The organism is Mesorhizobium sp. B4-1-3 (assembly GCF_006439355.1).
GTDB lineage: Bacteria > Pseudomonadota > Alphaproteobacteria > Rhizobiales > Rhizobiaceae > Mesorhizobium.
The window spans coordinates 185,652-202,907 of sequence record NZ_VFTG01000009.1 but is presented as its reverse complement, the minus strand read 5'-3'; the positions used below and the strand labels follow the sequence as shown (position 1 = coordinate 202,907).

Genomic DNA, 17,256 nt, shown 5'->3' with positions numbered 1-17,256 from the left:
GAGATCCACACGCCGATGTGGGTGGTGAGCGACGCCGCGCGGGAAGCGATCGACCTGATCGAGCGCGCCATCGAGAAGCGCCAGGTACTGACCATCGACTATTCGGACGAAGCCGGCCGCAGCACCGCGCGCGACATCAGGCCGCTCGGCCTGTGGTTCTGGGGCAAAGTCTGGACCCTGGTCGCCTGGTGCGAGATGCGCGACGATTTCCGCGCCTTCCGCATCGACCGCATCGCCTCGGTCGTTATCGCCGGCCGCATCTTCAAGCCGGAGCGCGGCAAGCAGCTCGCCGATTTCTACCGCGCCGTCGAGCGCTCGGAGGATTACGGCATGGCGCCCGACCGCGCCGCGCGGACGTGACTTCCTCCCAAGCCATTGTCCAACAAAAAAGCCCGCTCGAAAGCGGGCTTTTTTGTTGGACGCCGAGAGGCTTACTCCTGATCGTCGTCTTCGTCCTTGTCCTTCGACTTCAGCGCCGAAAGCTTGGCGAAGACGGCGTTGGCATCGAGCTCCTGATCCTCGTCCTTCGGCTTCTCGGGCGCGGGCACCAGCCGTTCGGTGAGCGCGGCGGGCAGCAGCGTGTCGCCGACCGGCTGCGGCTGCTCGCGGCCGCGCGAGGCGCGGTTGACTTCGAGGTCGAGGTCGATCTGCGAGGTGAGGCCGAGCGTCACCGGGTCCATCGGCTGCAGGTTGGCCGAATTCCAGTGCTTGCGCTCACGAATTTGCTCGATCGTCGACTTGGTGGTGCCCACGAGACGGGCAATTTGCGCGTCCTTGAGCTCGGGATGGTTGCGCACCAGCCACAGGATGGCGTTCGGCCGGTCCTGGCGCTTCGACAGCGGCGTGTAGCGCGGGCCCTTGCGCTTCGATTCCGGCACCCGCACCTTCGGCTCCGACAGCTTCAGCCGGTAATTGACGTCCTTCTCGCCGCGCGCGATCTCGTCGCGCGTCAGTTGCCCGGTGATGATCGGGTCCATGCCCTTGATGCCCTGCGCCGACTCGCCGTCGGCGATCGCCTTGACCTCGAGCGGATGCAGCCCGCAGAACTGCGCGATCTGCTCGAAGGAGAGCGCGGTGTTGTCGACCAGCCAGACGGCGGTCGCCTTGGGCATCAGCAGCGTATTGGCCATATCAAAAATCCTTCTCGTTCGCCCGCGTTCCCGCGCGGGCGGTGGTTTTAGAGCCACCAAAATGGGAAATTCGCGGCCTGTATAAACGCTCCCTCCGATTTTCGCAATGTTTTTGGGAAGGACCCGATTCACAGCCCTGAAAAGACAAAACCCGCTGGACAAGGTCCAGCGGGCTCGGAACCGGAAACGAAGCAAGCGTCTCGACGGCTCTGGCTTGCATGTCCAGCCCGGCCTTGCGGTCGGGCTGCGTCTGATTACACCGCCTGGCGGGCGATGCGCTCGATGTCGGCACGGTTGATGCCGAGGTCGCTCAGCTGGCGGGCGTTGAGCTTGTTCAGCTCGCGCACGGTCTCGTTGTACATGCGCCACTTACGGAAAGCACGGATCGGGTTCATGATAGTTTCTCCAGTCGTTGGTTAAATCGTTTGATGCTGCGTAAATAGGCATGTCTGCCCACAAATTGAACGGTCGCTTTTGCATGGCCGCAATGCATTTTGTGCATTGCACCATTAAGCCTTTATTCAGTTACGCAAAAGGCATGCGGGGCGCCGCAGGATGTGCGGAGATTCAGGCCAGGCCGAGACGAAACTGGCAGCTTCCGAGAACCGGAGCGGAGCGTACATCCGCATGTTCCGGAAAGTGGTTTCCGGTTTTCCGACAAGGACATGCACCGGACGCTCAAGGAAGCTGCCATTTGCAGGCGCCTCACCTGAATGCGCACGTCCTAGCCGACGTCGAGGACGATCTTGCCGATATGCTCGCCCTCCTCCATCCGCTCATGCGCCCGCCAGGCTTCGGTCAGCGGAAAGATCATGTCCATGACGGGTGCCACCTTGCGCGTGCCGAGCAGCGGCCACACCTGGGCCTCCAGCGCGGCCGCGATCGCCGCCTTGAACTCGACGCTACGTGGCCTGAGCGTCGAGCCGGTATGGGTCAGGCGCTTGACCATGAGCGTTGCGAAATTGGTGCTTGCGACAGCGCCGGCCTGCACGGCGATCTGGACGATGCGCCCCTCGACGGCCGCGGCTTCGTAGTTGCGCGCGACATAATCGCCGCCGACCATGTCGAGGATGACGTCGGCGCCCTTGCCGCCGGTCGCGTCCTTCACGGCGGCGACGAAGTCCTCCTCGCGATAGTTGATCGCCCGCTCGGCGCCGAGCTTCAGGCAGGCGTCGCATTTCTCCTTGCTGCCGGCGGTGGTGATCACAGTGGCGCCGAATGCCGCGGCGAGTTGGATGGCGGTGGTGCCGATGCCGGACGAGCCGCCATGGACGAGCAGCGTCTCGCCCTTCTTAAGGCCGCCCCGCTCGAACACATTGTGCCAGACGGTGAAATAGTTCTCCGGCACTGCGGCGGCTTCCGAATAGGTGAAGCCGGCCGGGATCGGCAGCACGCTGCCGGCGTGGACCTTGACGTACTCGGCATAGCCGCCGCCCGGCGTTAGCGCGCAGACCCGGTCGCCGATGCGCCAGCGCGATATCTCGTCGCCGAGCGCCGCGATGTCGCCGGCCACCTCGAGGCCAGGCAGGTCCGAGGCGCCGGGCGGCGGCGGATAGGCGCCCTTGCGCTGCTGGACATCGGGCCGGTTGACGCCGGCCGCATGCACGCGGATCACCACCTCGCCCGGACCAGGCGCCGGCACGTCGCGCGTTTCCGGCTTGAGCACCCTCGGCCCACCGGGTTGCGAGATCGCGATGGCCGTCATCTTCGCCGGTATCTCGTGATTGTTCGCCATGGCTGTCCCGTCTCCTCGAATCCTGCCTTGTCGCAGTGGTTTGCATCGGCGCCCCTGCCCTATGTATGCTGATTGCCAAATCAGGCAAATGGCCAAGCAAGGGAGAAGCGACGATGGCGATCTTCGACGACGAACCCAGGAAGAAGCCGCGCCCGCACGAGATCGGCCAGGACCTGTCGCTGCTTTCCGTCGACGAATTGTCCGAGCGCATTGCGATGCTGCGCGACGAGATCGCCCGGCTGGAAGAGGCACGGGCCGCCAAGGGAGCCACCAAATCGGCGGCCGAGGCGCTGTTTCGCAGAGGATAGTTCCGCCGGCGTGCCAACCCGCCCCGGAAAAGCCTGATTGCGACTGCGAGACCTTCCTCTGAAACACCCGCGCCCCGAAATTCCAGCCGGATCAGCCCATGTTTGCAACCTACAGACCGATCCTCTCGCTGCTTCGCGGCACGGCGTTCCTGCTTGCCGCATCCGGCCTGCACGGGCTGCTCCTGCCGCTGCGCGGCCAGGTGGAAGGCTTTTCGACTGCATCGCTTGGCCTGATGGGCACAGCCTGGGCGGGCGGCTTCGTCACCGGCTGTTTCTTCGCGCCGCGCCTTGTTCGCCGTGCCGGACACGTCAGGGCTTTCGGCGCCTTCGCCGCGTCCGGCGCGATCATCGCGCTGCTCACCGGCCTTATCATCGACGAATATGTCTGGATCCTTTTGCGAGCCTTCACAGGCTTCACCATGGCCGGCGCTTTCATGGTGATCGAGAGTTGGCTGAACGAAAAGGCCACCAACGAAAACCGCGGCACCGTCTTCGGTCTCTACATGATGGTCACCTATGCCTCGATCATGGGCGGCCAGATGATCGTCGCCGGCGGCGATGTGCGCTCGGCCTCGCTGTTCATGATCACCGGCATCCTGTTTTGCCTGTCGCTCATTCCGACGGCGGTCTCGACCCAGTCGCATCCCAAGCCCCTGCAGGACGTCAAGCTCGACGTCAAAGGCCTCTACGCCAATTCGCCGGTGTCGGCGGTGGCCTGCCTTTTGATCGGCATCGCCAACGGCGCCTGGGGCACGCTCGGCGCCGTCTATGGCGCCCGCATCGGCATCTCCACCGCCGAGATCGCGCTGATGATGAGCCTTGTGGTCATAGCCGGCGCCGCCATGCAGCTTCCGGCCGGGCGCCTGTCCGACACCACCGACCGTCGTTTCGTGCTGGCGGGTGCTGCCTTCGGTGCGGCGCTGGTCGCGGTGCTGATCTTCCTGGTCGCGCCGCGTTCGGGTGTCTTCGTCATCGTGCTGACCGCCGCATATGGCGCCTTCGCCTACACGCTTTATTCGATCGCCGTCGCGCATGCCAACGACCACGCCCGCGCCGAGGACTTCGTCAAGGTCTCCGGCGGCCTGCTCCTGCTCTATGGCTTCGGCACGATGATCGGCCCGCTTTTGGCCGCGGCGCTGATGGGTTCGGTGCGTCCGGAGGGGCTTTTCCTGGCAACCGCGCTCGCGCATCTCAGCCTCGCCGGCTATACGCTGCTGCGTATCCGCGCCCGCGCGCCGGTGCCGATCGAAAACCGCGATGCCTTCAAGACGCAGCCCGCCGATCGCGCGGTCACGCCCGAGGCGACGCGGCTCGATCCGCGCAGAAAGGTTGAAACCAATAGTTGAGATTCGCAAGACTTTGCCTCACAAATAAAGGCATGATGTTTTCTGACGCCTTTGTGGCGATAGCCGACCCCAATCGGCGCTATCTCTTGGAAGAACTCCGGCGCGGCCCGAAGACGGTGAACGAATTGGCGGCCGGGTTGCCCGTCTCACGCCCGGCGGTTTCCCAGCATCTGAAGGTTCTGCTCGACGCCGGCCTGGTCAACGCCAAGGCCGAAGGCACAAGGCGCGTCTATACTGTCAGCAGCGCCGGCTTCCTCAGGCTCAACATCTGGCTCGACCAGTTCTGGGAAACAGCGCCGGGGGAATAGTCTTTGGCAACCAAAGCATGTCTTCCGAAAGTGGGAACCGGCTTCGGGATAAAGACATGCGTAAAATTAAAACCTAAAGCGCATGGAGCGAATCTGAAAGTTCGCGATGCACTTTAAAGCATGTCGCTCGGAACTGCAGTGGTTCCGAGACAACGATATGCGCCCGCAAGGAACCCAAAGCGATGCGCTTTGGCTTGAGGCCTCAACTTGCCAGTTCCAGTGCCGTTCCGAGCGCGTCGAGCAGTTCGCCGGTGCCGTGCTCGCGGGTGGCCGACGTGTCGATGCCGTCGAAGAAGGCGCCCTGCTCCGTCAGGACAAGCCGCGTTCCCTTGCCTTCGGGGATAAGCTCGATCGTCGCGAGCGAAACCGAGACCCGGGTTTCGCCGAACAGGAGCTCATAGCTGTAGACGATGCGCCGGTTGGGCACGATATCCTGATAGACCGCGTTGTAGAAATGCATCTGCCCATCGCTGGGACAGCCGGCGTTGACCTCCTTGCCGCCGACACGAAAATCCATCTCATGCCGGCTGGGCATCGGGTTGTCGGGATCGACAAACCAGCGCTTCTTCGCCGCCGGGTCGCTCAGCGCGAAATAAACCTTCTCCGGCGCCGCCGGATAGAAGCGCTCGATGACGAAGGTGGAATGGACGACGGATCGTTCGGTCATGACAGGACCCTTCAGCTTTCATCTTTGGTTTCGGCGAGGAAATCGCCGAGGCGGTCGAGCCGGCGCTCCCAGGCGAGCCGCCGCTCGTTGATCCAGTGCTCGGCAGCCCGCAGCGCCTGCGGCTCGATCCGGCAGGTTCGCACCCGGCCAAGCTTTTCGGTCCTGATCAGGCCGCTCGCCTCGAGCACGTTGAGATGCTGGACGACGGCCGAAAGCGACATCGCCAGCGGTTCGGCCAGCTGGCTGACCGATGCCGGCCCGCGCGACAGACGGTCCACCATCTGGCGCCGCGCCGGGTCGGCGAGCGCCTGGAACATCAGGTCGAGCTGTGCGGGATCGTGCAGCATGGCGTTCTAGCCGTTGTTATAGGGGAAGAGCTTGAAATAGGGTCCCGCTTCCTCGATGACGCGAGCGAAGGACGGGCGCGCGAGCAGCCGGTCGTGGTAGCGTTTCACCGCCGGGTACTTGTCGCCGAACGGCTCGACCTTGTTGGCATAGAACAGCGCCGGCGAGGCGGCGCAGTCGGCCATGGTGAAGCTTTCGCCCACCGCCCAGGTCCTTCCCGCCATCTCCTCCTCAATAATGGCGTAGGAATCGCGCAGTTGCCCACGAGCCTCCTCGACCCCGAACGGATCGGTCTTGTCCGCCGGCCGCAGCCTGTCGCCGACGATCTTCTGCATCGGATGCTGCACATAGAAATCGTAGAAGCGGTCTGCCTGGCGGACCTGCAGGGCGAGATCGACATCGGCGGGAACGAGCTCGACCGGCCCGGGGTAATGCGCGGCGAGATATTCGACGACGATGGTGGATTCCAGCACCGTGCGGTCCCGCGCATCGTCACGCAGCGCCGGCATTTTGCCGGTCGGCGACACTCTCAGGAAGGTGGCGCGGGAAGCCTCGTCGCCGAGATCGACAATGACCGGCTCGAACGGCGTGCCGTTCTCGTAGAACGCGATCAGCGGCTTCCAGCAGAACGAGGCCAGCGGGTGGAAATGCAGCGTCAGGGACATTCTCGCTTTCTTTCGCTTGAGGAACACTGAAGTGATCACTTAACTATTGTCGTAAACCTGGTGAGTCAAGCCGGAGCTTCCACGTCTAATGATGGGCGGCGATGGCTTCGACGATCTGCAGCCAGTCGTTGCGGTGCAGTTCATGGCCGCCGCCTTCGACCTTGACCAGCCTCGCGCCCGGAACGGCCTTGGCGAGCGCCTCGCCATGTTCGACCGGAAAGAGCGGGTCGGCGGTGCCGTGGATGACGAGCAATGGCGCGCGCAGATCCCGCACCGTGCGCTGCGGGCCGCCGCCCTTGATCAGGAAATGGTTGGTCGCGCTGGCGAGACCGCCGGAACGATCGTAGTCCGCCTCGATCATCGCGCGCGTCCGTTCCTCGTCGAATGGATGCAGCATGCTGGCGATCGCGCGGGCGTCCCTGACCATGAAGTCGAGCACCTGCCCCCGGTTCGACCAGTCGATGTCGCCGCCTTGCGCCGAATGCTCCTTGTAGGCTTCGGTCGGTCCGGGCAGGCCGGACGTGTCGACGCCGAGCGGCGAAGAGGAGATCACGGTGAGCGCGCTAACGCGCTCGGGGTATTTCAGCGCCACGCTCTGCGCGATCATGCCGCCCATCGACATACCGAGGACATGCGCCTTGGCGACGCCATGCTCGTCGAGCACGCGGGCGGCATCGTCCACCATGTCCTCGAATGTGTAGGTCGGCGCACCCGGTGGATATTTCGTCGACAGGCCGGTGTCGCGATTGTCGTAGCGGATGACGAAGCGGCCGCGCGCGGCAAGTTGCCGGCAGAAGGCTTCGGGCCACCACAGCATCGAAGCCATGGCGCCCATGATCAGAAGGATCGCCAGATCTTTCGAGCTGCCGAAGGTCTCCGAAACGATGTCGGGGCGCTGCGCTGCGTTGGTCATCTGTTCCTCCAATCCGATTGCATTTTGCAATCGGTTGCACGATAATCAAACCGATATCATAGTGCAACTGGTTTTTCTGGAGAGAGTACCATGAGCATCGACCGCCGGTCCGGTTGCCCGATCAATCTGTCGCTTGAGGTCTTTGGCGACCGCTGGAGCCTGATTATCCTGCGCGACATGATCTTCGGCGGCCGGCGCCATTTTCGCGAGTTGCTCAACTTCTCGCTGGAAGGCATCGCCTCCAACATCCTGGCCGACCGGCTGAAGCGGCTGATGGAGCTCGGGCTGCTGACCAAGGCCGACGACCCCAGCCACAAGCAAAAGGCGATCTACAGCCTGACCGAGATGGCGATCACGCTCGTCCCGATCATGGCGCAGCTCGGGGCGTGGGGGCGGGTCTGGCTGCCGGTTACGGAGGAATTGTCGATCCGCGCCGAACTCTTGGAAAAGGGCGGCCCACCGCTATGGGACCAATTCATGGACGAACTGCGCCACGAGCATCTTGGAGCGCCGTCGAAGACGCCACCCGGAACACCAACCGTGCGCCAGCAGCTGCGCGCTGCCTATGAGGAAGTGGTCGAGCGGAAGGCCGGGTCGGTCACAGCGTGAGGCCGATCACACGCTCGCTCAGTTCAAATTGATATCGCGGCTGGCCGACCGCATCGACACCGAGAAGCCGGCCAGCACGTCGAACAGCGCGATGATCATCAGCGTGAAGAAGACCGAGTGCGCCGCGCCCTTCACCAGCAGGAATTCGACCAGAAAGGCGATGAAGACCAGCGTCGACAAAAGGTGATCCAGGATCGACGCATTGGTCGTGCGTACCGATTTCGAGATCTCGATGAACAGGAAGATCAGCCCGATAAGCACCATCAGGTCGCCGAGCGTCATCGAGAACACGCCGCCCGACATCATGCGGAAGGAGAACATCTCGGTCATCCACGGATCGTCGCCGCCGCCGAACAATCCCAGCAGGCCGAGATTGTAGAGGACGAAGGGCACGATCAGCAGCGGGACGGCACCGAACATCTGGGCGACTCCAATGGGGCACCCTTTTGTAAAATCCGGGGCAAGCGCGCCGTCAAGGCTTTTCGCAGGCGCTGGCGAACACGCTGTAAGACCTAATGAAATAACGATGTCAGCCGGTTGTCCGGCTGACATCGCGCCTCTCATGTCGCCCTTAGCGCTTGAAGTAGCCCGCGCGCACGGCCGCGCCGATGACGTTCAGGATGATGTGGCCCGCCGTCATCGAGGTGATCTCGTTGACATCGCGCGCCGGCGCGATCTCGACGATGTCCATGCCGACCAGCCTGCCCTTGCCGACCAGCCCTTGGACCAGCTCGATCGTCTGCCGGTAGGTGATGCCGCCAGGCTGCGGGCCTTCGACCGCCGGCATCACCGACGGGTCGAGCCCGTCGGCATCGATGGTGAGGTAGTAGCGGCCACCATCCGGGATGCGCTTCAACAGCGCCGCGGTGCCGATATCCTGCCATTCATTGGTGGTGATGATGTTGGCGCCGTAGGCGCGCGCCGCCTCGACCTCCTCGGTTCGGGCGCTGCCCTGGCCGCGGACGCCGACCTGAAAAATCTTGTCGATATGCTTCATCTCCGAAGCGCGCCGGATGGTGCTCGAATAGCCTTCCTTGACGCCGTTGACGTTGTCGCGCCAGTCGAGATGGGCATCGAGCTGCACCAGCGTGATCGGGCCTTCGCCGTCCAGCGCGCGAAAGATCGGGATCGGGATGCCGTGGTCGCCACCGATTGTGATCGGCATAGCGCCGGCGGCGCGGATCTTGCGGATCGCGGCTTCCGCGAGCTTGTAGTGGCCGACATGGTCGGCGGCGTTGCCGGGCACGTCGCCGACATCGACCACCTTGATATCCTGCCCGGCGAAGACCGGCCCGCCGATGTCGAAGTCAAAGCGGTCGAGCGCCTGGCTGATGCGCTTGGAAGCGCGCCGCACCGCGGTCGGCGCGTTGGTCTGGTCGTTGATCAGCTCGTCGATCGTGTAGGGATCGCCGTATGGCATGCCGATGATGGCGACGTCGGCCTTCAGCGTGTCGAGGTCCTCGACCAGCGGAAAGTTCATGAATGTCTGGAAGACATCGCGCGGCGCGGTGGTGAGCTTGGACATGTGGTCTCCTTCTGTGTTGAAAGCCTTGCGAGTTCAGCCGCGCGAGACGGCGAGATGCGGAGTCAGCCGGCGCTCCAGTCCGCGCGCCGCGGCAGCCACCAGCACGGTGAGAGCCCAGTAGAGCAGCGCGATCGCGGTGAAGATCTCGACCGGCGCGAAGGTGCGGCCGATGATGTCCTGCGCCATATAGGTGAGCTCGGGCACGGTGATCGCCGACAGGATCGCCGATTCCTTGATGAGCGTGATGGTGAGGTTAGCCGACGCCGGCAGGATGTAGCCCGCCACCTGCGGCAACAACACCTTGCGCAGGATCAGCGGATAGCGCAGCCCCAGCGCATAGCCGGCCTCGGTCTGCCCTTCCGGGATGGATTGGATCGCGCCGCGCACGATTTCCGAAAAATAGGCGCTGGCATAGGCCGACAGCGCAATGACCGAGACGGCGATGGTCGACAGCCGCACGCCCGCCATCGGCAGCACGTAGAACAGCAGGAAAACCTGGATCAGGAACGGGACGTTGCGGAAGAGCTCGACATAGCCCGCGACGGTCGCCGCCGGCAGCCGCCCTGCCCTCAGCCGCACCAGCGCCAGCACCAGGCCGAGCGCGAAGCCGATAGGCAGCGTGACGGCGCAGATGACGAGCGTGTTGCCGAAACCCTTGGCCAGCGCCGGCCAGTTTTCGGTGATGACGGCGAAGTCGAAGCTCATGCCCGCGCCCTCTCCGCCTGGCGCTCCAGGCGCCCCACCAAGAGGCTAAAGGCGAACAGCACGACGAAGTAGAGCGCGGCCGCCACCATGAACGCTTCGACCGGCCGGTAGGTGACGTTCATGATGTTCTGCGCAGTGCGCGTCAGCTCGACGACGGTGATCACCGACAGGATCGACGAGGCCTTCACCAGCATGGTGAACTCGTTGACCATTGGCGGGATGATGATGCGGAAAAGCTGCGGCAGGATGATCTTCAGCCAGGTCACCGCCGGCTTCAGCCCGAGCGCCTTGGCAGCCTCGTACTGGCCGACCGGAATACGCGTCAACCCGGCCCTGAGGATCTCGGCGACGAACGCCGCGCTGTTGAAGGAGAGCGCGAGCACGCCGGCAAGCAGCGGCGGCAGGTCGATACCGACCAGCCCCGGCAGCACGTAATAGACGACGAAGATCTGCACGATCAAAGGCGTGCCGCGGATGAAGCTGGTGTAGAGCGCGCCGATGAAACGCACCGCCCGCCACCGCGAGCGGCGGCAGGCGAGCAGGCCGAAGCCGATGACGATGCCGAGCGCAAAGCCGAGCGCCGAAACGGCGAGCGTAACGCCGGCGCCGGCCAGGAACTGCGGCAGGAAGGCGATGGTTCTGGAGAAGTCGACCATAGCGGAGCTCGACAGGTGGTGACGCGCGGGAGAGCGGCCTCCTTCGGGAGGCCAGTCCTGTCATGTGAACAGCGGCTATAGGGCGCCCGGAGGCAAATAGCCCTGGTCGGGCGTCTGCATCTCGAAGCCGAACCATTTCAGCTGCAGCTCCTTGAGCTTGCCGCTGTCCTTCAGCTCGCCGATGCTGGCGTTGATGAGGTCGCGCAGGTCCTTGTCTTCAGGCCGCACCACCCAGGCGAGATACTGGAACTCGCCGATCGAGCCGACGATCTTGTAGGTGTCGGGCACATTCTTCATCAGTACGGCCGCTGAAGGAGAGGCGATGACGATGGCATCGACTTGGCCGGAAGCGAGCGCGACATGCGTTTCCGGGAACGAGGTGAAGAGCTTGATCTCGCCGATGCCGCCGCCCTTGGCCTTGAGCTCCTTGTCATAGGCTTCGATCACCGGCTGCACCGAGGAGGCGAGCTGCGTTGCCACCACCATGCCATTGATATCCTCCGGCTTCTTGATGCGGTCCTCGTTGGCGCGCACCACGATGACGTTCTCGAACGAACCGGTCGGCCGCGTATAGGCATATTTCGCCGCCCGCTCGGCATTGATCCCGGTGGAAGTCGCCATGAGGTCGAACTTCTTGGCGAGCAGGCCGGGCAGGAGACCTTGGAACGGCAGATTGAGCTGGTCGAGCTTCACGCCGAGCTTCGCGACCACATAGTCGAGAATGTCCTTGTTGTAGCCGACGATCTGGCCGTCGCGGACGAATTCGAATGGCTCGAACGCCGCCTCGGTGCCGACGACGATCGTGCCGCGCTGCTTGATCTGATCGACCAGCCCGTCGGCATGCGAGACGGTGGATAGAATGAGAAGTGGCGCGGCGGCCAGCAGGCGAAGTGCCGAACGGCGCGCGACGGAAAACAACCCAACCATTTTGTTACCCCTTTTTTTCTTCAGTTTTGCTGCGCTGGTAGGCCCGGCCGGAGTGCTTGAACACGCGACCGATCATGTAGCTCTCGGAATCCTTGATCCCGGGAACATTGGCGAGTTCGCTGACCAGGAAATCATGCAGCGCCGTCGTCGACGGCAGGGTCAGCTGGATGATGATGTCGAAGGGTCCGGTCATCGCGTAGACCGAGTCGACGAAGGAATATTCGGAGAGTTTGCGCGCCACGCTGATGATGTGCTCGCGGTCGACGTCGAGCCCGACGATCGCCGCGATGCCGAGATCGCTGCGCAGCGGCCGCACCACCGCCTGGATCGAGATGTCGGGGTCTTCGAGGATGCGCGCCATCTTGCGCCGCACCGTCGCCTCGGTCACGCCGACGTGCCTGGCGATGTCGACGCTCGACATCCGCCCATCGACTTTCAGCTGCGAAAGAACCGCCTGCTCGGTCTCGTCCAGATCATTGGTGCTGACGAAATCCCACATAAAACCCCTCTTTCATGTCGATTTCCGACTATAGAATTCAAATTTGCATAAGAATTCGTCATTTGCAAGTCGATTGCAAACGGAAGCAAATCAGGTTCGCGGCTGGGGCTAGAGCAATTCCGGGAAAAGTGTGAGCGGTTTTCCGGCCGGAATTGCGTAAAAACAAAGAGATAGAGCGGTTCGCCGTTTCCGTGAAACGGTGAAACGCTCTAGCGTTGCGGGTCTCAAACGGGGTCAAGGGAAGGTGCTCAGGGGCGGCAAGCGCGAAGCCCCATGTCATTCCAGCCCAAGATCGGCCGGCCGACCAACAAGGTCACCAAAACAAAAAAGACCGGCCAAAGGCCGGTCTTTTGAAAGTCTCGAACCGTCGAAGCTTCTCAGCTTTCCTTCGGCTCCAGAACCTGGCGGCCGCGATACATGCCGGTCTTCAGGTCGATGTGGTGCGGGCGGCGCATTTCGCCGGAATTCTTGTCCTCGACATAGGTCGGGGCCTTGAGGGCGTCGGCCGAGCGGCGCATGCCGCGCTTCGACGGAGAGGTTTTTCTTTTTGGAACGGCCATGGATATGCTCCACTACATGGTCAAAATGCCCCGGCAACCCTCGCGAAAGGGCCGCATCAAGGCCATAATCTGAGAAAGTCGGGTGCCTATACACGCCTTGCGCCGTTTTGGCCAGCGCTGGCCGTGAATTTTTTTATGGCGGCGCCGCTTCGTCCTAATCCAGGCACCCGACATAGACGCCTGACCGGCTGGCGCGCCGCTCGATCAGCGAGGCCAACCGCCTCAGGCCCGGCCCGGGCTTCGCCGGATTGCGCGCGATCGGATTGGGCAGGCTGACGGCCAGCAACGCCGCCTGCCGTCGCGACAATTGCTTGGCCGAGACCCCGAAATGGTGCCGCGCGGCGGCCTCGATGCCGTAGATGCCCGGCCCCCATTCGGCGATGTTGAGATAGATCTCCATGATCCGCCGCTTCGACATCACAGCGTCGAAATAGACGGCCAGCGGCAGCTCGACCACCTTGCGCACGCTGCCCAACGGTCGCGACCACAAGAAAAGGTTCTTCACCGTCTGCATGGTGATGGTGGAGGCGCCGCGCGTCGCCTCGCCGGCCAGCGCGTCGTCGACCACGCCGCGCAATTCGCCGAGATCGACGCCACGGTGGAAGCAGAACTGCCCATCCTCCGACATGATCACCGAATGCGCCAGCACCGGCGCCACGTCGTCGATCGACACCCAGCGCCGGTCGTAGCCGGAAAAAGTCACGAGGTCCTTCAGCATCAGGGTCGAGACCGGATGCACGAAGGACGGCAGGTAGAGGAAGGTGAGCACCGCCGGTATGGCCGCCAGCACGAGCGCGACGACCAGGCAACGCCGGCCAAGGCGCCTCAGACCGGCGCGGTTCAGGCGCCGCGGCCGCGCCATGTCCAGCCCTTCGCTTCCATGTTCGACGATCGGTTCCGTCAAGCCGTCCCACCCGTGCCTCGCCCCCATCGGCATAAAGGCGCGCGCCTGCTTGCGCAATGTCTGAGTGTCGGCTACCGGTCCGGCCATGAGCAAAGACGACCAGATCGCCTTCGAATCCGCGCTTTTCACGCGCGCCGCCGCCGTCGAGACCGAGCTGCGCCGGATCCTCGACGCGCGTCCGCTCACCAGCGAGATTGCGCGGCCGGAGCGCCTGATGGCGGCGATGCGCCACGGCGTGCTCAATGGCGGCAAGCGGTTGCGGCCTTTTCTGGTCATGGAAAGTGCCGCGCTGTTTTCCGCCGATAGTGACGCCGCGTTGCGTGTCGCGACAGCGCTCGAATGCGTGCATTGCTATTCGCTGATCCATGACGATCTGCCTTCGATGGACGACGACGATCTGCGGCGCGGCCAGCCGACGGTGCACAAGGCCTTCGACGAGGCAACCGCGATCCTCGCCGGCGATGCGCTTTTGACTTTGGCCTTCGATATCCTCGCCGACGAGGCGACGTTGCTGCCGGCCGAGCGCCGCGCCACCCTCGTTCTCGCCCTTGCCCGCGCAGCCGGCGCCGGCGGCATGGTCGGCGGCCAGATGCTCGACCTTGAGGCCGAACGCAAGCGGCCGGACGAGGCAGGCATCATCACGCTGCAGGCGATGAAGACCGGCGCGCTGATCCGCTTCGCCTGCGAGGCCGGCGCGATCGTCGCCCGCGCGCCGCCCGCAGACCGCGAGCGGCTGGCGGAATTCGGCTCGGCGATCGGCCTTGCCTTCCAGCTCGCCGACGATCTGCTCGATCTCACCGCCGACGCCAGGCAGATGGGCAAGGCGACCAACAAGGACGCCGCCGCCGGCAAGGCGACGCTTGCTTCGCTGCACGGCTCCGACTGGGCGCGCGGCCAGCTCCACGGCCTGATCGACCAGGCGCATGCTCTGCTCGAGCCCTATGGCGACGCGGCCGAGCTGCTGAAGCGAGCCGCGACCTTCGTGGCGACGCGCAGCAACTGAACCGTGACAAGCCGGCGGCCGATGCCAGCCGACAACGGCTCCGATTGTTCGCTCTCTCCGAATACTGCTGTCGATGGCTGGATGATTATCCGGCGTCCGCGGCAGCCTATATCCGCTCCAGGACAACGAACCGAGACCGGTCCGGTCCGCGCCGGCCATCTTCAGAGCCGTGAAATCCAACCCGTAAGGAACCTGGAAAATGCCCTTCGCCAACTTCAAGATGCCTGAAGCCGCCCTCACCAAAGCGCAAAAGGAGGACCTCGTCCACAAGACCACGCAGATGTTCGTCGACTATTTCGGCGAGGGCGTGCGCCCGTACACCATGGTGCTGATCGAGGAAGTTCCCGACGGCGGCTATGGCCGTGCCGACGAGGTCTTCATTCTTCCCGACGCCTACCGGGCCAACGATGCCTGATTGAACAGGCGGGCGGCTTGCCGAACGGCACGCCCAACTTCCCGTGTCGGAGCCGATACTCGCTTCCCTTGGATTAGCCCCGGTTCGGCAAACTCCGCAGGAAATCGATCATCGCGGCGTTGACCTCGTCCGGGCGCTCCTGCTGGGTCCAATGCCCGCAGCCGGGCAGCATCAGCGTATCGCGGATTTGCGGGACGAAGTTCCTGAGATTGGCCAACAGTTGATCCATGCCGGGGAAGGCGACCACAAGGTCGCGGTCGCCCGCTGCGTAGAGAGCAGGCACCTTGATCCGCGCGCCGGCAAAGGGCACCATCAGTTCCCAGTTCCGGTCGATGTTGCGGTACCAGTTGAGACCTCCGGCAAAGCCGGTGCGCCGGAACTCGCCGGCGTAGAAATCGATGTCGCTTTCGCTGAGCCAGTGCGGCAGGCTTGCAGGAACCTCGGCGGCTTGCAGGAGGCCTCCGCCGTGCTGGACCATGGCAATTCCGACGCCGCCGTCCGAAGCGTCTCCCGACACCGCATAAAGCATGGCGCGCACCGTGGCCCGCGGGTCCCGTTCCAGCTCCGCCTCTGCAATGCCGGGTTGCTGGAAATAGAGCTGATAGAACTGGGCCCCCGCCGTTCGCGGCATGAGGCTGGTCGGACGCGCATTGCCGCGCGGCCGGAACGGCACGCTGAGGCCGACGATGGCATAGAAGCGGTCCGGCCGCAGCAGCGCGGCATGCCAGGCGACCACCGCACCCCAGTCGTGGCCGACGATGACGGAGCTGGGGACCTCGAGAGCGTCGAGAAGGCCCACCATGTCGCCGACCAGATGAAAGAGCGTGTATTGGTCGATCGCTTCCGGCCGGTCGCTCTTGCCGTAGCCTCGCATGTCGGGGGCGACGGCACGAAAGCCCGCCACTGCGAGCGCGCCTAGCTGATGCCGCCAGGAATACCAGGATTCAGGGAAGCCATGGCACAAAAGCACCACCGGCCCTTCACCCTGCTCCGCGACATTGAGGCGGATGCCGTTGGTCTCAACCATCCGCTGTATAAGTTCGCTCACGGCCGCTTCTCATGCTCGCGTTCCACCTCTGATCGATGGCAGGCAGCCAGAGCAACTGGCGGCTAACCTGCGGAATACACCTTTTGGAGAGCGCAGCTTCTATCGACTGTCTCAGGGACAGTTGCGGCAGTCAATGTCCGACTCGGAACCGCCAGCCGGATTTGGCGCCGTAGGGCTGGTTCCGAGGCGGAAATCAGCGACCGGTCGCGCGCCGACCATCCGCGCCGCGACGGTCAAGGTTAGCGAGGCTTCGTTCTTCCACCGATCACCCGACGGCGCATGTTCCAGTTGAAAAGTGGAGTTGCAGAAAATCGGCGGGCGTCCACCCGCTCGAATGGCTCTGGTGATGCGCATCCATTCGTGCAAGATCGCCTGCTGACAGATGCCGGAGGACGCCGGGAACCGATGCTGAAGCTGCAAGCCTGGCTGGCCGATTATTGGGTGATCGGCGCGGGGTTCATGGCAGCGTCGCTTATGGCGGCCGCGCCAATTCTCTCTCTTCCGCTGCCTGTGTTCCTGATCTTCCTGCACAGCCCGTTTTACATGATCCATCAGGTCGAGGAGCATACCGGCGACCGCTTCCGCAAATTCGCCAACAACCATGTCTTCGGCGGCCGCGACGCCCTGACCGTCGCCTCGGTTCTGGTCATCAACCTGCCCTTTGTCTGGGGCATCAACCTGCTGGCTCTTTACGCGGCATTCCTATGGGGACCCACCTTGGGCCTGGTTGCCCCCTATATCATGATCGTCAATGCGCTCGCGCATCTCGTCACATCGGCGCGGCTGCGCAAATACAATCCCGGCCTGGTCACCAGCGTACTTTTGTTTATGCCGCTGAGCGTTGCAACGATCTGGACGATTGGCTGGACGGAAGGTCTTGTCCCGCACTTGATCGGCGCGGCTCTCGCGATCTTTCTACACATGGCAATCATTGCGGTGGTGGCTGCCCGATACCGCTCTCTCGTCGCCGCCTCATAGCATCTGTAGC

At 63.6% G+C, this 17,256-nt stretch carries 24 protein-coding genes; 8 read left to right on the top strand and 16 right to left on the bottom strand.

The window, feature by feature from the left end:
- Positions 1 to 360, top strand: a 360-nt coding sequence (locus FJW06_RS14785) for a WYL domain-containing protein (protein ID WP_140752842.1), incomplete at its 5' end; no start/stop codon positions are given.
- Positions 361 to 431: 71 nt separating this feature from the next.
- On the opposite strand, the gene FJW06_RS14780 is transcribed toward FJW06_RS14785, so the two are convergent.
- The 3 genes from FJW06_RS14780 to FJW06_RS14770 form a co-directional block, all read right to left on the bottom strand.
- Complete coding sequence (locus FJW06_RS14780) at positions 432 to 1,130, bottom strand: DUF1013 domain-containing protein (protein ID WP_140752840.1); 699 nt, start codon at positions 1,128 to 1,130, stop codon at positions 432 to 434.
- Positions 1,131 to 1,384: 254 nt separating this feature from the next.
- The gene (locus FJW06_RS14775; RefSeq protein ID WP_071074868.1) at positions 1,385 to 1,525 is read right to left on the bottom strand and encodes a DUF1127 domain-containing protein; all 141 of its coding nucleotides are present in this window, start codon (positions 1,523 to 1,525) and stop codon (positions 1,385 to 1,387) included.
- Positions 1,526 to 1,854: 329 nt separating this feature from the next.
- A complete protein-coding gene (locus tag FJW06_RS14770) occupies positions 1,855 to 2,865 on the bottom strand; it encodes an NAD(P)H-quinone oxidoreductase (RefSeq protein ID WP_140752838.1) in 1,011 nt (336 codons plus the stop codon).
- 113 nt (positions 2,866 to 2,978) lie between these two features.
- Between FJW06_RS14770 and FJW06_RS14765 the strand changes: the two genes are divergently transcribed.
- The 3 genes from FJW06_RS14765 (at position 2,979) to FJW06_RS14755 (ending at position 4,827) form a co-directional block, all read left to right on the top strand.
- Complete coding sequence (locus tag FJW06_RS14765; protein WP_040998812.1) at positions 2,979 to 3,173, top strand: DUF1192 domain-containing protein; 195 nt, start codon at positions 2,979 to 2,981, stop codon at positions 3,171 to 3,173.
- 98 nt (positions 3,174 to 3,271) lie between these two features.
- Positions 3,272 to 4,519 (top strand): MFS transporter, encoded by a 1,248-nt coding sequence (locus FJW06_RS14760; RefSeq protein WP_140752837.1) that lies wholly within the window; start codon positions 3,272 to 3,274, stop codon positions 4,517 to 4,519.
- 32 nt (positions 4,520 to 4,551) lie between these two features.
- Positions 4,552 to 4,827 carry a metalloregulator ArsR/SmtB family transcription factor gene (locus tag FJW06_RS14755; RefSeq protein WP_040998815.1) on the top strand — a complete coding sequence of 92 codons (276 nt, stop codon included), beginning with the start codon at positions 4,552 to 4,554 and terminating at the stop codon, positions 4,825 to 4,827.
- A 202-nt stretch (positions 4,828 to 5,029) separates the two neighbouring features.
- Here the strand turns inward: FJW06_RS14755 and FJW06_RS14750 are convergent, their stop codons facing one another.
- The 4 genes from FJW06_RS14750 to FJW06_RS14735 form a co-directional block, all read right to left on the bottom strand.
- Positions 5,030 to 5,494, bottom strand: a complete 465-nt coding sequence (locus FJW06_RS14750) for an SRPBCC family protein (protein ID WP_140752835.1) — start codon at positions 5,492 to 5,494, stop codon at positions 5,030 to 5,032.
- Between the two features lie 11 nt (positions 5,495 to 5,505).
- A complete protein-coding gene (locus tag FJW06_RS14745; protein ID WP_140752833.1) occupies positions 5,506 to 5,841 on the bottom strand; it encodes a metalloregulator ArsR/SmtB family transcription factor in 336 nt (111 codons plus the stop codon).
- 6 nt (positions 5,842 to 5,847) lie between these two features.
- Entirely contained in the window at positions 5,848 to 6,504 is a 657-nt protein-coding gene (locus FJW06_RS14740) for a glutathione S-transferase family protein (protein ID WP_140752831.1), read from the bottom strand.
- Positions 6,505 to 6,589: 85 nt separating this feature from the next.
- Entirely contained in the window at positions 6,590 to 7,417 is an 828-nt protein-coding gene (locus tag FJW06_RS14735; protein ID WP_140752829.1) for an alpha/beta hydrolase, read from the bottom strand.
- Positions 7,418 to 7,507: 90 nt separating this feature from the next.
- On the opposite strand from FJW06_RS14735, the gene FJW06_RS14730 reads away from it, so the two are divergent.
- Positions 7,508 to 8,026, top strand: a complete 519-nt coding sequence (locus tag FJW06_RS14730; RefSeq protein WP_140752827.1) for a helix-turn-helix domain-containing protein — start codon at positions 7,508 to 7,510, stop codon at positions 8,024 to 8,026.
- Positions 8,027 to 8,044: 18 nt separating this feature from the next.
- Here FJW06_RS14730 and FJW06_RS14725 read toward each other — a convergent pair whose 3' ends face one another.
- From FJW06_RS14725 to FJW06_RS14690, 8 genes are all read right to left on the bottom strand, one after another.
- Entirely contained in the window at positions 8,045 to 8,446 is a 402-nt protein-coding gene (locus FJW06_RS14725) for a hypothetical protein (protein ID WP_040985222.1), read from the bottom strand.
- Between the two features lie 151 nt (positions 8,447 to 8,597).
- Positions 8,598 to 9,551 (bottom strand): agmatinase, encoded by a 954-nt coding sequence (locus FJW06_RS14720; RefSeq protein WP_140752825.1) that lies wholly within the window; start codon positions 9,549 to 9,551, stop codon positions 8,598 to 8,600.
- Positions 9,552 to 9,584: 33 nt separating this feature from the next.
- Positions 9,585 to 10,256, bottom strand: a complete 672-nt coding sequence (locus FJW06_RS14715) for an amino acid ABC transporter permease (RefSeq protein WP_140752823.1) — start codon at positions 10,254 to 10,256, stop codon at positions 9,585 to 9,587.
- The gene (locus tag FJW06_RS14710; RefSeq protein ID WP_140752821.1) at positions 10,253 to 10,912 is read right to left on the bottom strand and encodes an amino acid ABC transporter permease; all 660 of its coding nucleotides are present in this window, start codon (positions 10,910 to 10,912) and stop codon (positions 10,253 to 10,255) included. The genes FJW06_RS14715 and FJW06_RS14710 overlap by 4 nt, the downstream gene beginning before the upstream one ends.
- A gap of 75 nt (positions 10,913 to 10,987) precedes the next feature.
- Positions 10,988 to 11,839 carry a transporter substrate-binding domain-containing protein gene (locus FJW06_RS14705; RefSeq protein ID WP_140752819.1) on the bottom strand — a complete coding sequence of 284 codons (852 nt, stop codon included), beginning with the start codon at positions 11,837 to 11,839 and terminating at the stop codon, positions 10,988 to 10,990.
- A gap of 4 nt (positions 11,840 to 11,843) precedes the next feature.
- Positions 11,844 to 12,338 carry an Lrp/AsnC family transcriptional regulator gene (locus FJW06_RS14700; RefSeq protein ID WP_140752817.1) on the bottom strand — a complete coding sequence of 165 codons (495 nt, stop codon included), beginning with the start codon at positions 12,336 to 12,338 and terminating at the stop codon, positions 11,844 to 11,846.
- Between the two features lie 377 nt (positions 12,339 to 12,715).
- Positions 12,716 to 12,898: a 50S ribosomal protein L32 gene (rpmF, locus tag FJW06_RS14695; RefSeq protein ID WP_006203806.1), complete on the bottom strand. Its 183-nt coding sequence runs from the start codon at positions 12,896 to 12,898 to the stop codon at positions 12,716 to 12,718.
- A 154-nt stretch (positions 12,899 to 13,052) separates the two neighbouring features.
- Positions 13,053 to 13,760 carry a transglycosylase domain-containing protein gene (locus FJW06_RS14690; protein ID WP_181178298.1) on the bottom strand — a complete coding sequence of 236 codons (708 nt, stop codon included), beginning with the start codon at positions 13,758 to 13,760 and terminating at the stop codon, positions 13,053 to 13,055.
- Positions 13,761 to 13,887: 127 nt separating this feature from the next.
- Here FJW06_RS14690 and FJW06_RS14685 point away from each other — a divergent pair, with 127 nt between their 5' ends.
- Both FJW06_RS14685 and FJW06_RS14680 read left to right on the top strand, forming a co-directional pair.
- Positions 13,888 to 14,805, top strand: a complete 918-nt coding sequence (locus FJW06_RS14685) for a polyprenyl synthetase family protein (RefSeq protein ID WP_140752815.1) — start codon at positions 13,888 to 13,890, stop codon at positions 14,803 to 14,805.
- A gap of 199 nt (positions 14,806 to 15,004) precedes the next feature.
- A complete protein-coding gene (locus FJW06_RS14680) occupies positions 15,005 to 15,220 on the top strand; it encodes a 4-oxalocrotonate tautomerase family protein (protein WP_140752813.1) in 216 nt (71 codons plus the stop codon).
- A 73-nt stretch (positions 15,221 to 15,293) separates the two neighbouring features.
- Here the strand turns inward: FJW06_RS14680 and FJW06_RS14675 are convergent, their stop codons facing one another.
- Entirely contained in the window at positions 15,294 to 16,268 is a 975-nt protein-coding gene (locus tag FJW06_RS14675) for an alpha/beta hydrolase (RefSeq protein WP_140752811.1), read from the bottom strand.
- 279 nt (positions 16,269 to 16,547) lie between these two features.
- Between FJW06_RS14675 and FJW06_RS14670 the strand changes: the two genes are divergently transcribed.
- Complete coding sequence (locus FJW06_RS14670; protein WP_348644035.1) at positions 16,548 to 17,246, top strand: HXXEE domain-containing protein; 699 nt, start codon at positions 16,548 to 16,550, stop codon at positions 17,244 to 17,246.
- The last annotated feature ends 10 nt before the right edge of the window (positions 17,247 to 17,256 follow it).